This is a genomic window from Micromonospora psammae, assembly GCF_036902725.1.
In the GTDB taxonomy this organism is placed as follows: domain Bacteria; phylum Actinomycetota; class Actinomycetes; order Mycobacteriales; family Micromonosporaceae; genus Micromonospora.
The window spans coordinates 141289-153488 of the sequence record NZ_JBAKHM010000003.1 but is presented as its reverse complement, the minus strand read 5'-3'; the positions used below and the strand labels follow the sequence as shown (position 1 = coordinate 153488).

Annotated in this window: 14 protein-coding genes and 1 pseudogene; 5 read left to right on the top strand and 10 right to left on the bottom strand. The window is 69.6% G+C overall.

The window, feature by feature from the left end; translation table 11 throughout:
- Nucleotides 1-411: 411 nt before the first annotated feature.
- The 3 genes from V6U79_RS06900 to V6U79_RS06890 all read right to left on the bottom strand — a co-directional run bounded on the left by V6U79_RS06900 (nucleotide 412) and on the right by V6U79_RS06890 (nucleotide 3125).
- Complete coding sequence (locus V6U79_RS06900; RefSeq protein ID WP_334532079.1) at nucleotides 412-792, bottom strand: VOC family protein; 381 nt, start codon at nucleotides 790-792, stop codon at nucleotides 412-414.
- Between the two features lie 515 nt (nucleotides 793-1307).
- Nucleotides 1308-2039 carry an ALF repeat-containing protein gene (locus V6U79_RS06895; RefSeq protein WP_334613975.1) on the bottom strand — a complete coding sequence of 244 codons (732 nt, stop codon included), beginning with the start codon at nucleotides 2037-2039 and terminating at the stop codon, nucleotides 1308-1310.
- A 534-nt stretch (nucleotides 2040-2573) separates the two neighbouring features.
- A complete protein-coding gene (locus tag V6U79_RS06890) occupies nucleotides 2574-3125 on the bottom strand; it encodes a VOC family protein (protein WP_442933749.1) in 552 nt (183 codons plus the stop codon).
- Between the two features lie 73 nt (nucleotides 3126-3198).
- Here V6U79_RS06890 and V6U79_RS06885 point away from each other — a divergent pair.
- Nucleotides 3199-3343 (top strand): annotated as a pseudogene (locus tag V6U79_RS06885) (IS5 family transposase); the annotation flags it as partial.
- A 233-nt stretch (nucleotides 3344-3576) separates the two neighbouring features.
- Nucleotides 3577-3798: an SHOCT domain-containing protein gene (locus V6U79_RS06880; protein WP_334613972.1), complete on the top strand. Its 222-nt coding sequence runs from the start codon at nucleotides 3577-3579 to the stop codon at nucleotides 3796-3798.
- Nucleotides 3799-3930: 132 nt separating this feature from the next.
- Here V6U79_RS06880 and V6U79_RS06875 read toward each other — a convergent pair whose 3' ends face one another.
- From V6U79_RS06875 to V6U79_RS06845, 7 genes are all read right to left on the bottom strand, one after another.
- Entirely contained in the window at nucleotides 3931-4977 is a 1047-nt protein-coding gene (locus V6U79_RS06875; protein ID WP_334613970.1) for a hypothetical protein, read from the bottom strand.
- Between the two features lie 443 nt (nucleotides 4978-5420).
- Nucleotides 5421-5777 (bottom strand): hypothetical protein, encoded by a 357-nt coding sequence (locus V6U79_RS06870; protein ID WP_334613969.1) that lies wholly within the window; start codon nucleotides 5775-5777, stop codon nucleotides 5421-5423.
- A gap of 487 nt (nucleotides 5778-6264) precedes the next feature.
- The gene (locus V6U79_RS06865; protein ID WP_334613967.1) at nucleotides 6265-7629 is read right to left on the bottom strand and encodes a permease prefix domain 1-containing protein; all 1365 of its coding nucleotides are present in this window, start codon (nucleotides 7627-7629) and stop codon (nucleotides 6265-6267) included.
- On the bottom strand, nucleotides 7626-8000 hold the full coding sequence (locus V6U79_RS06860) for a PadR family transcriptional regulator (protein ID WP_334532062.1): 375 nt from the start codon (nucleotides 7998-8000) through the stop codon (nucleotides 7626-7628). The genes V6U79_RS06865 and V6U79_RS06860 overlap by 4 nt, the downstream gene beginning before the upstream one ends.
- 129 nt (nucleotides 8001-8129) lie before the next feature.
- On the bottom strand, nucleotides 8130-8519 hold the full coding sequence (locus V6U79_RS06855; protein ID WP_334613966.1) for a hypothetical protein: 390 nt from the start codon (nucleotides 8517-8519) through the stop codon (nucleotides 8130-8132).
- Nucleotides 8520-8530: 11 nt separating this feature from the next.
- The gene (locus tag V6U79_RS06850) at nucleotides 8531-9085 is read right to left on the bottom strand and encodes a GNAT family N-acetyltransferase (RefSeq protein ID WP_334613965.1); all 555 of its coding nucleotides are present in this window, start codon (nucleotides 9083-9085) and stop codon (nucleotides 8531-8533) included.
- Nucleotides 9086-9249: 164 nt separating this feature from the next.
- Entirely contained in the window at nucleotides 9250-9870 is a 621-nt protein-coding gene (locus V6U79_RS06845) for a pyridoxamine 5'-phosphate oxidase family protein (protein WP_334613964.1), read from the bottom strand.
- A 158-nt stretch (nucleotides 9871-10028) separates the two neighbouring features.
- On the opposite strand from V6U79_RS06845, the gene V6U79_RS06840 reads away from it, so the two are divergent.
- From V6U79_RS06840 to V6U79_RS06830, 3 genes are read left to right on the top strand one after another with little or no spacing between them, the layout of a single operon-like run.
- Nucleotides 10029-10535, top strand: a complete 507-nt coding sequence (locus V6U79_RS06840) for a DUF2231 domain-containing protein (RefSeq protein WP_334613963.1) — start codon at nucleotides 10029-10031, stop codon at nucleotides 10533-10535.
- Entirely contained in the window at nucleotides 10532-11071 is a 540-nt protein-coding gene (locus V6U79_RS06835; RefSeq protein ID WP_334532049.1) for an Hsp20/alpha crystallin family protein, read from the top strand. The genes V6U79_RS06840 and V6U79_RS06835 overlap by 4 nt, the downstream gene beginning before the upstream one ends.
- 7 nt (nucleotides 11072-11078) lie before the next feature.
- Nucleotides 11079-12185: a glycosyltransferase family 9 protein gene (locus V6U79_RS06830; RefSeq protein WP_334532046.1), complete on the top strand. Its 1107-nt coding sequence runs from the start codon at nucleotides 11079-11081 to the stop codon at nucleotides 12183-12185.
- Nucleotides 12186-12200: the final 15 nt, after the last annotated feature.

Genomic DNA, 12200 nt, shown 5'->3' with positions numbered 1-12200 from the left:
AGCTGGCGGCGGTCGCGGGGTTGCGGCTAGGGCGCCTCCGGCGGGGGCGTTCCGGCTCCAGGATGGCCGGGGCTCCGTCGGCGGGTCGCGGTCCGTGGGTGGTTGCGGTAGCGCCATCCCACCGCCGAAGAACCGAGGCGAGCCGAGCAGACCGCCGCCGGGACCGCCAGCGTCCGTCCGTGCGTCAAGGCCGTCTTGACGTGGCGGCCCCGACGGCGGCCCGCTCCCACAAGGGCGGGTCGACGGCGACGGGATGGCGAGGTTCCGCTGGCTGGGTCAATGCCTCACCGACACGCATGCGACACGGGGCGGGTCGAGCATCCACCCGGCCCCCCAGCTATTGATGGGGTCGCCAGATCTTGTCGGCGGCTGCGGGGTGGCGGCTGCGTCGATCGTTTTGAGCGAGGGCCGTCAGAGTGGGTCGAGGCGGCGCTTGAGCAGGCAGAACTCGTTGCCTTCTGGATCGGCGAGGACGTGCCAGGACGCATCCTCAGGCTGACCGATGTCGACGAGTTTGGCCCCGGCGGCCAGGAGGCGCTCGAGCTCGGCGTCCTGATCGCGGTCGGTGGGGTTGACGTCGATATGCAGCCGGGCATGCCCGTTCTTCGGCTCGTCGTTGCGGATGAGGAAGATCGTCGGCTGCGGGCCGCCGAACCCTTCGCGCGGGCCTACTTCGATGTAGACCCCCTCTTCGCGATCGAGCTCTATGAAGTCCAGGACCTCGCACCAGAACCGCGCCAGCACCTCGGGGTCGCGGCACTTGAGCACGAGCTCACTGATACGGCATGCCATTGACGAGCCCTACTCTCAGCATGGGAACTGCCGGGGCGGCCGCACGCGGATCTCATGGGCTCCCTGCAGTGCGAACAAGCTCGCGATCGTACCGGGCGAGGCGAGCGGGGCTGGACGAGGGCGCCCGTCGGGCTGAGCCCTGACGGTCGTCAGTCAGCAGGAAGTCAGCGAGACGCGCGACAACAGCCGTCAACCGTTGGTACGGGACAGCAGGCTCAGGAAGCTGGGTGGTCGGGGCTGCCGACCCGTCCCCGCCAGCCGGCGAGGTTGTTACGGGTGACGAGTGTGTGAGGGTGGTAGGTCCGAGCACCCGTACATAGTCGGCGAGGAGCTGCTCGTGCTCGGTGACGGCATTGGCGGGGTCGCCGGCTGCGCCTCGCCAGAGCGCGAGGTTGTGGCGAGTTGCAAGTGTGTGGGGATGGTCAGTTCCGAGCACTGGCCGCGACGATCCGCGCCAAGCACAGCGCCGATCGCGCCCAGCCCGACGAAGCGTCGAGCCGGGCGCGTCGAGCGGGCTATGCCACGAAGCGGGAACGGCGTCGGCGTCCGATCAGGTAGCCAGCGCCGCCGAGGAGCAGAAGAGCACCGCCGATGCCGGCCACGGTAGCGGTTTCGTCACCGGTGACGGGCAGCCCACCGCCCTCGCCGCCGCCGGGGGCGCCCAGGCTGGCGGAGGGAGCAGGAGTCGGTGCAATGGTCGTCGTGGGGCTGGGCGTGGTGCTCGGTGTAGGCGTGGGCTGAGACGTTGCTGTCGGTGCGGGCTGAGACGCGCAGTCGAGCGCACGTGCGGCGTACAGGCCGTTGTTCAGGTAAGCCAGGTAGGCATCGACGGTCCCCTCATCAAGCGCCTTCTGCGCGGCCGCCTTCACGTTGGCACCAGCGCCCGTCAACGTCCGGACCACCGTGACCCGTAGAGCCGTTGACCAAGCGTTCTGCACGTCCGCCTTGAGGAATGCGCGCAGATCATCCGCGGTGCCGTCCAGGCGCTCCTGAATGGCGTTAGGCAGAACGGGCAACGAGTCGGCGTTCGCCGCGGCCAGGATCTGGCTGGCCAACACGCGCACCTCTACATTGGTGGCGGTATCCAGGTCGATGGTGACAAGCTCGCGGATATCCTTGTACACCTTGCGCTCGACCGTTTGGCAGGCCTCGTTCAGCACGGGCGGTTCGGTTTGAGCCATCGCCGGCGCCGCCGGAACCAGGAAGGCCAGCGCCATTAGGACGCCGGCCGGTAGCTTCCATCGCATGTAGATTTTCCTCCCCGCTGCAGGCCAAACGTGGAGATATTAGCCGTCGCTCACCCCAAGTCGTTGCCCCATCCGTGACCGGCCTCGCGTCGAGGCTACGGATCAGGGGGGTCAGCGGTCCGCATCCAGTCCGCAAGAGGCCGGCGGACAGTGAGGGAGTGGTGTGACGTGTCGAGAGGCGTTTCCGCTGCTAGGCCCCCGATTGCCCAGGTCGTCGGAGCGGCAATTTGATCTCGTAATGCGTAGGTCGACGGTTCGCTTCCGTCCGGCGGCTCGGTACCGAAGCCCAGGTCATCGGCCTGAACTTCTGCTGTTTTCCGAGGTTGACAACGCCCGGGGCCCGACGAGGAGATCCGCTTTCGGGCGGTCAAGAGAGCGGTCGCGCAGTGGTTGATCGAGGAACACGGCGATGACAGCAACGGGTGACAGCAACGGCGCTGGACGGACTGACGCGGCGGCGGACGAGTAGAGAGCTGCGACCAGTAGTTGCCGACCCTTCTGCATCGAGCCGGACAGTACGGCCGAGGCGACGGATCACGAGGGTGAGCGGTCCGCAGCCAGGGCGCGTCGCAAAGTCCCGGCTGGTGGCCATGGTGAGCGGCTGACGAGGGTTCGGGTCAGCCTGGGGTGAGGAGGCAGAACTCGTTGCCTTCCGGGTCTGCGAGGACCGTCCACGGGACGTCGTTCTGGCCCAGGTCGATGGCGGTGGCGCCGAGAGTCCGGGTCCAGCACGCAGAACTCGTTGCCCTCCGGGTCGGCCATGACCGTCCATGGGACGTCGCCCTGGCCCACGTCGACGGGTGTTGCGCCGAGGTCCTTCAGGCGCGTGACCACCTCCGCCTGATGGGCCGTCGAGTTGGTGGCGAGGTCGACGTGCACGCGGTTCTTCACCGTCTTGGGTTCCGGGGAGACGACGAGGTCGAGGCAGACAGCGATGGGGTCGGGGTAGACGAAGCCCTCGGGTTCGAGGTTGGTCACGCCGGGTTCCTCGCTGGAGACTCCCCAGCCGAGCGCCTCCGCCCAGAAACCGCCCAGCGCGGAGTCGTCCCGAGCCTTCATGTTGATTTGAACGAGCCGCGCTGCCATGCCGACGATGCTAGGGCCCGTCGAGCCGGCGGTGGTGCCCGAACTGGAGTGATCGTTCGGCGTATCGGAGATCCGCAGGTGGCAGCGCGTTGGAACCTGGAAGCAGCTGCTCACCGCGTTGCAGACCCTTGCCGACGGGGCAGGCAGGATCACCTGGGACGTGTCGGTGGATTCGGCCCAACGCCCGCGCCCATCAGCACGCGGCCGGGGCACAGCAGTGCATTCGGAGCCGGCGCGCCGGACCGAGATCAGGAGCCGGGAGTCACCGTCATCTTCTGGAGAGACTTCCTCTAGTCGGTTCTGTACAGCCACCCGTGCAGCCAGGACGGCCAGCCGCCGCCGGCATTGGTCGACACGGTCAGTTGCCGGACCTGGTGACCGGTGCGACGGTGCAGGTCAAGGCAGGTCGTGGCCCGCCGAATGTTGCCCAGCCTTCCTACGCTTACGTGCCATGGAGGTCATCCTCGTCATCATCGTTCTCGTCATCGTCTCGATCGTCTGGGGCCGGGTCCACGACAGCTGGTGGGCGCGGAAGATCGGCGAGGAGGTCGGCGGGCAGCGCTCGCACGATGACCAGGTTGTCCTGTTGGAGAAGCTGCACCAGCTCAAGGAGGCCGGCGCGCTGACCGAAGCCGAGTACGAAGCCCAGAAGGCCCGCATCCTCGACAATTAGTGCCTTGGGAGGTGAGTCACCGGGCGTGCCCGTTCCCAATGGGACAGCGGGGAATGCGACAGCATCTGGTTCGCAGGATGATGATCCCGGGCCGCGACCGCACACGAATCGAGCGCCAGCTGTGAAGGGCGCCTACCCCTTCAGTCGGGCCAACAATTCCTTGCGGAGGGGCCAGGACTCATCATTGATGCACTCCGCCAGGCAGGCCAGCCCAAGTGCCAGGGGCCAGGAGACGGCGTCTCGATGCTTCCGCGGCAGCATCTCGAGTGGTCGGCTGGCATCCCAGAGCCGCAGAGGCGCGAGGCCGACCGGCATGACTTCGTGAACGTACGACCGCTCTACCCGCCGGGGTGACCGGTCGAGCACCTGGTCACCTGTAAGGCTGAGGAGGGTTACCGCGCAGAACTCGGGCATGGCTCCCCGGCTGATCCACCGACCGTGGCCAACGACAGAGCTGTCTGCTATTTCGCTTGCCTTCAGGTGGCACTCTTCCCGCAGCTCGCGCTCAGCCCCGTTGACAAGGATCCTCTGGATGGTCCAGTCGGCCATGTCGCGAGGCACATCCCTGGGTTCGAGCGCGCCCGAGCCGGAAGGGGCGAGCAGGCCCGGACTGCCGATGTTGTCGGAGGTTTGCGCCACCAGGAGCAACTGCCCGTCGGTGGTGAAGGCCAGCGTCGATACGCCGATCAGGTTCGCCAACCGACTGCGCTTGAATGAGATCAGCCGGCCTTCGACGTCGAGTATGAGATCTCGCCCACGGAGGACTGGTCCCTTCCGCCCCGCCTCCCAGATGTCCAAGGGGGCGAGCAGATTGCTGCACATGAAGTCGAAGTAGCGACCGGCCCTCAGCTTGACGACGTCGTCGCCGAGCAGGTCCGACGCCAGACAGAGGCCCCGGTCGTTGTAAATCTTTCCTGTCTTGGCTCGGCGAGTCAGGTAGTCGAGGGACCAGGTTCTCAGGTCACGGGGAAGCCGGTAATCAGGGGTTTGGACAATAGCCCGAATGGGACGCTTGCGCAGTTCGGCGTTCTCGCGGTCCAGCATTACCCCTACGTCACGGGCGCTTTCCACGCTCGGCCCGAGAAACCCCGTATGGCTGATTACATCCCGGTAGGTGTCGCCTTCCCGTGGCTGGAACCGCAATTCGCCTGAACGGCGGCGATTGGCCCGGGTCTCCATGAAGGAGAGAGTAGCGCCAGCGAGGCCCGCAATCACACTGACCGGCCGAGGCGGATCTACCAGCGCCGTGGCCAACCCGAAGGAGGCTAGAACCAGGCCGACGGTGGTGAGCCGGTATCGCCATAGTCTGTAGCGCCAGATGGCCGTCTTCGTCCTCACCGCTCTCTTGGATCCAAGCATCCGCGCCCTCCGTCGGTGCGACCTGCCTCGGCGGCTGCATCGTAGCGGCGACCTGAAAGCTCCTCGCACGCTCGAAGAGTTTGGGACCCGTAGAGATCTAGGACAATCCTGAACACGACCGGCGGCCAAGGTGAGATCCGCCGTGTTGATGGGTCGGAATTCTGACTTGCCAAAGTTGATCGTGCCGACGAGCAACGCAAACGGCAGACGAGCATTGACGGCGCAGCCTGCGCTTACGTGGTGCTACCGGCACACTCGGCAGATCAGCGCCTGCGCGCCTGACATTGTTGATCCACAGCAAGGCACGCGAGGACTGAGGTCGCATCAGCCGACAGGAAGAGCTGGAAATGGTACGGGGGCTCGAGCTGCCTGACGCCCCCGAGCCGTACCGGCTGATCGCCAAGCGCGTCGAGCGTCTCGACCGCCACGGCGAAGCCGAGCGTCGGGATGCCCCGTCCTCTGGTGATCGCCTCCCGCCGCCGATACGCGGGCGCGAGGGTGCTGGCAGGGATCGATCCGTCCCAGATGTGGAAGGACGCGCCCTGTTCGAGGGCCGCCCGGCACGCCGCGTTGGCCGGAGCGTCGCTGCCAAGGAGAGACGTCAGCTCCTCGCGCTTCACCCAGCGACGGTACAGCCATCCATGAGACCAGCGCCCCTGCTCGAAGCCAGCGCCACGCACACGGAAACCCCACAGGGCGCGGCCCCATGATCTTGCTCGATCCAGGAAGTAGTGGCCTCGAACTTGCGGGGAAGCCACTACTTCCTGAATCCAGCGCGATCATGGGGGCGGCAACGGGGACCCACGCGCGGCGCCGAACCGCACGGTCACCCGTCGGTCCGCCGGGCCGGCCGCGTGGTGGGGTTCGGGCGGTACTGCTCGGTCCGTTGTCGGTTGAGCTCGTCGGCCTGGCGCTGGTGCCGGCCACGATGGCGCGTCCCGTCGGCAGCTCCAGCCCGAGAAGGTCGAGGATGCCGAGCGTGGTGTCGACCGAATCAGGCCATCCGGCGGGTGTGGCGGCGGCTGGTACTGCGCGCCGGCCGACCACCGGCCGATCGGCCCGCTCACCCTGTCCGGTGACGGGCAGGGTGAGCGGGCCGGATCCGGTTCAGGCGAAGTTGAACACGAGCGGGAAGGCGAGGACGACTGTCCAGGCCCAGACGGCGTACACGATCAGGTAACGGGTCTGCCAGCGTTCCAGGCGGGCGAAGGGCATCCGGCCACGTACGAAGCCGATGAACAGCCACGCCGACCACGCCAGGTTGGTGAGCAGGATGAGGTTTTCGCCCAGGGCGGCGCTCTTGTTGGGGCTGAAGCCGAATTCGGTGATCCGGCCGGTGATGGCCAGCAGCACCAGGACGTCGATGATCAAGGCGCTGACGACGAGCGCGAGCTGCAGGCGGTCGAAGAGACCGGGCCGGGCCGTGAGGTCACGGGCGGAGATGGCGTACAACAGCAGGCCCAGCACGATGACGAGCAGCAGGTTGAAGAGGATCAGCGCGTCGCGTTCGACGTCGATGCCGTTGTTGGTCCAGATGAAGGCGACCAGGAAGGCCAGCAGGGCGGCCGCGAAGAGCGGGGTGAATACGCGGGTCAGCACCGGCGCCATGTTCTCGATGACGCTCTGCTTCGCCTCCACCAGCCAGGCCGCCACGATGACCGCGGCCACGGCGCCGCACGGCAGCAGCCACGATTCGACGAATCCCTCGGCGTCGAGGCCGATGGCACCGAAGGTGCCGACCGTGAAGGCCGTGAGCACGCCGCCGCCCAGTCCGATGAGGGCGAAGTAGATCAGCCACTCCCCGGTGAACCGGATGAAGTCCATCCGCCGCCGGCCCGAACGCCAGTCACCGCCCGTGTAGGCGACGCCGACCACCAGCCACAGCGCGAGCGGCAGGTGGATCGTCGTGAGCACGAGGCTCTGCGAGTCACCGTCCAGCGGATAGGCGTTCGCGGCGACCGCGCCGAGTACGAACAGCGCGGCGAGCACGCCGATGGTGCGGAGACCGACCCGGCGTTGCCAGGCGAAGTACGCGGCCAGTGGCGCCAGCGCGAAGAGGCTGAAGTTTCGCGCGTAGAAGCCGGCGTCGTCCTCGGAGAAGTCCAGCCCGAACCAGCTCGGCACCTTGATCGCGAGCGCCGCGACGGCCGCGCAGAGCACCATGACGGGCAGCTCGCGGCGGGACCGGGCGGCGACGGCCGAGTCCGGCTCTCCGGGCAGCACCAGCTGCTTCCACAGCCGCTCGGAATGCTCCCGTGCGAACTCCCGCGACAGCTCGTCGAGGCTGCCCATGCGCTTGACGGCGATGAGGAACGCCTCGTCGGCTCGGAGGCCGGCCTCGGTCAGCTCGGTGATCCGGCTGCGGAGGTGATCTTCCAGCTCCTCGGCATCGGTGTGGTGCAGCTCCCGGCGGCGCTGGGTGTAGGCCCGCCACTCGGCGATCTGACCCTCCAGGTCGCTGTCGGCGATCATCGTCCCACCTCCCACGCCGGTGCCATGATCGGCTTGATCGACTGGGTCGTGTTCCAGACGTTCCGCAGGGCGTCGACGACGGCGGCCCACTGGCGGCGCTGCTCGGCGAGCTCCGCCCGGCCCTGGTCGGTGATGCGGTAGTACTTGCGGCGGCGTCCCCCCGGCGGGGTCTCCCAGGCCGACTCGACGTGGCCGAACCGCTCCAGGCGGTGCAGCAGCGGATAGAGCAGGCCGTCGGTCCACTCCAGCTGCCCGCCCGACAGTTCGTTGACCTGCTTGAGGATCGCGTAGCCGTAGCTCTCGCCCTCGGCGAGGATCCCCAGCACGAGCGGCGTCGCCGACGCCGCGACGAGATCCTTGGTGATGTGCACGTGCCCCCCCTGACCCTAGAACTGCAATGCATAGTAGTTCTAGGTATGGCGACCGCGCAATCATGGTCACCATCAGCACAGGCGCGCAACGCTGAGGCGCCACCTCGGTCCCCGACGTGGCAGTCCGCGTCAGGAGTGGGCCCACGCCCAGGCGTACAGCGCGGTTGCCGTCGCCGCCAGCAGCCCGCCGATCGCCACCGCCACCCGAGCCCGCCACGGCGCGCGTCGCGGATCCGCGGCCGCCGCGGTGAAGAGCACGAGCGCGGCCGGAAGGTGCAGGTAGTACCCGAACCAGAAGCCGGGGACCGCCAGGACGATCAACAGCACCGCACTCGCCAGGCAGGCGACCCAGAACGGCTCAGGGTGCACAACGGCCAGCGGGAAGGCCGCGAGCAGTACCGGAAGCCACACCACCACCCACCAGACCGGACCGTCGAACCGGGTCAGGGTCAGATGAGCAGCAGCCATGATCGACGGCAGCAGGCCCGCACCGGCCAGGGCGCGCGGCCATACGTGCATCCTCTCCACCGTCAGGCCCTGCCGGACCACTGCTCGGCGAGCAGTCCGTAGATCAGGGTGTCCGTCCACTCGCCCTTGGTCCAGTGGTCCCGGCGCAGGTGCGCCTCCCTCACCATGCCCACCCGTTCGCACAGCCGCGCCGACGCCTCGTTCCGGGCATCGACGTGAGCGAAGACGCGGTGCATGCCGCAGTGCGTGAACGCCACGTCGATGAAGGCGCGCACGGCCTCGGTGGCGAACCCGCGACCCGACACCGACGGGTGGAAGGCCCAGCCCATCTCGCCGCGCGACAGCGTGTCGTCGGCCGGCCACAGGATCACGTCGCCGACGACCTCGCCCTCGTGCTCCGCCACCAGCGCCAGCCGGGACTCCGGCCCGGTGATGGCCGAGTTGTTCAGCCGCCTGGTGACCACCGTCGTCGCGAACTCGCGCGTCCACGGCTCCCACGGGATGTAGCGGGCGACGAGCGGGTTGCTGTAGTACCCGAGCAGGGCATCCACGTCATCGGCCCGGTACCGGCGCAGGAGCAGTCGTTCGGTACGGATCGGCAGTGCCAGCTCGGACATGCCGCCCAGTATCGGCTGTCCCGATCGACGGCACGGTCCCGGGCGCGGCCGCCCGAGCGGCCGTCGCGCCACGTCGTGGCCGGGGTCGGCTGATCCGTCCACGACATCAGCTCGAAAGGGGCCGCACGAGACACGTACGGCAGGCGACGGCCCGGCAGCCGCCCCTACCCCCGGTACAACGTGTCGAGGTAGGCCGGGCCGTAGCGCCGTTCCAGGTCGGCGAGGGTCTCCGCCGGCGCCTCGACCTCCTTGATCAGGCGGGGGCGGGGCGGCATCACCTCCGGCTGCCAGGTCTCCGGCCGCCACAGCTCGGAGCGGAGGAACGCCTTGGCGCAGTGGTAGAAGATCTGCTCGACGGCGACCTCCACGGCGAGGATCGGCCGGTGCCCCTTGACCACCATGTCGTCGAAGTACGCCGCCTCGCGGACCAGCCGGGCCCGCCCGTTGATCCGCAGCGTGTCGGTCCGGCCCGGGATCATGAAGAGCAGCCCGACGTGCGGGTTGTCCAGGATGTTGCGGTAGCCGTCGGCGCGCCGGTTGCCGGGCCGCTCCGGGATCGCGATGGTCGCCTCGTCCAGCACCACGGCGAAGCCGGGCGGGTCGCCCTTGGGGGAGACGTCGCAGCTGCCGTCCGACCCGGCGGTGGCGATCAGGCAGAACGGCGACGCGGCCAGCCACTGCCGGTCCCGCTCGTGCAGGACGGTGCGTTCCTTGGTGATCGCCCGGGGCATCGGCGCCCCCAGCAGTTCGCGCAGTTCCTCGTGGGAGGTGATCTCCACCGTCACGTCCGACTCCCCCGTCCGTTGACCCGGGTGGCGGCGGCCCGGGCGGGCGCCGCCAGCCGTCAGCCTAGGCGGACGCGGCGAGCATGAGGTTTGCCCACCGGCGCGGGGGGTACCGCTTCATCCACGGCGCGCCCGGATGCGAGCAGTGGAGGCCCGACATGGAGAGCCGACTGAAGGTCCTGGGCCACCCCGTACACCCGATGCTGGTGATGTTCCCGGTGGCGCTGCTGGTGACCGGCGCGCTCTTCGACATCGTGGACACGGTCGGCGGGCCCGATTTCCTGGCCGAGGTGGCGTACTGGAACATCACCATCGGTCTCGTCGGTGGCGTGCTGGCGGCGGCGGCCGGGACGTTCGACCTGCTCGCCATCCCGACCGGCACCCGCGCCAAGCGGGTGGCGCTCACCCACGCCGCCGCGAACCTGGCGGTCATCCTGCTCTTCGCCGCCGTCTGGGCGGTCCGCCTCAACGCCGAGTCCCGGGCGGCCGGCGGCGCGCTGATCGCCATCGAGGTGGTCGGCCTCGGCATCCTCGGCATCAGCGCCTGGCTCGGCGGGGAACTGGTCGACCGGCTCGGCGTCGGGGTGGACCGGGACGCCGGCCTGGACGCTCCCAGCTCACTGCGGCCCCCGGCGGCCCCCGAACGGATCGGAGAGATGCGATGACCGAACAGTCCGGCGGTTTCGGGCGGGGATGGCGCGGACGGCAGCAGGGCTGGGACCCGATGGGTGAACTCCAGTCGCTGCGCTCCGAGCTGAGCCGCCTGGTGGGCGGGGCCCGGGGCGGCTCGCCCGACGTCGAGCTGACCGAGACCGCCGACGGCTGGCAGGTGATCGTCCGGCTGCCCGGTGTGGCGCCGGAGGAGGTCGCCGTCGAGCTGGACGACCGGGAGCTCTGCGTCCGGGCCCGCTCCGAGGCCGAGGTCAACGCCGACCACGGCATCCCCGGCGGTTTCGAGACCCGGGGCTTCGAGTACCGGGTGGACCTGCCGTCGCGGGTGGATCCGGACGCCATCGACGCGGTGATGGACCACGGCCTGCTCCGGGTCCACCTGCCCCGGGCGAAGCGGGCCGCGCCGCGCACCATCACCGTCGGACGCGCCGGTCGACGCGACACGGCGGCCGCCCTGCCGGCCGACCCGGCGGCGGACCGGGAGCTGCACCACCCGGACACCACCGCCGGCGAAGTCGACCGGCTGTAGGGGTCGGGTGGCCACCCCGGCCCTGCTCGGCCCGGTGGGCGAGCGGGTACCTGACGTCGAGCGGATCGCCGTGCTGCGCGCCAACGCGCTCGGCGACTTCATCTTCCTGCTGCCGGCGCTGGAGTCGCTGCGCGCCGCGTACCCGGGGGCGGAGATCGTGCTGCTCGGCGCGCCCTGGCACGCGAAGCTCTGGCGCGACCGGCCCGGCCCGGTGGACCGGGTCCTGGTGGTACCGCCGGCGCCCGGCATCCGCGAGCCCGGCCCGGACGAGACCCCGTCCCGCATCGACGACTTCCTGGAGCGGGCCGGCAAGGAACGCTTCGACCTGGCGTTGCAGCTGCACGGCGGCGGAGCGAACTCCAACCCGGTCGTCAGCCGGCTGGGCGCCCGGGTCACCGCCGGGCTGCGGGCTGAGGACGCGCCCCCGCTGGACCGCTGGATCCGGTACGTCTACTACCAGCACGAGGTGATCCGCTACCTGGAGGCGGTGGCCCTGGTCGGCGCGCCCGCCGTCACGATCATCCCGGCGCTGGCGGTCACCGATACCGACCGGGCGGAGGCCCGCGAGGTGCTCGGCGAGCCGGACCGGCCCCGGGTCGCGCTGCATCCGGGGGCCACCGACACCCGCCGGCGCTGGCCGGCGGAACGCTTCGCCGAGGTGGCCCGCGAGCTGCACGGCGACGGGTACGAGGTGCTGGTCACCGGCACTCCCGCCGAGCGGGAGCTGGTCGACGCGGTGGTCGCGGCGGCCGGCGTGCCGGTACGCCCGCAGGTCGGCACGCTCAGCCTGGGCGGTCTGGCCGCCGCCTACGCCGGCTGCGAGCTGGTCGTCTCCAACGACACCGGCCCGCTGCACCTGGCCGGCGCGGTCGGCACCGCGACGGTGGGCGTCTACTGGCTGGGCAACCTGATCAACGGGGCGACGCCGCTGCGCGCCCGGCACCGCCCGATCGCCTCCTGGACGACGCGCTGCCCGGTGTGCGGGGTGGACTGCACGCCCGGGATCTACCCCCACCGGCCGGGCGACGGCGACTGCCCGCACCGCGACTCGTTCGTCGCGGACGTCCCCACCGTGGAGGTGCTGGAGGCCGCCACCGAGCTGCTCGGGAGGTAGGGAACGCGCCGCGTC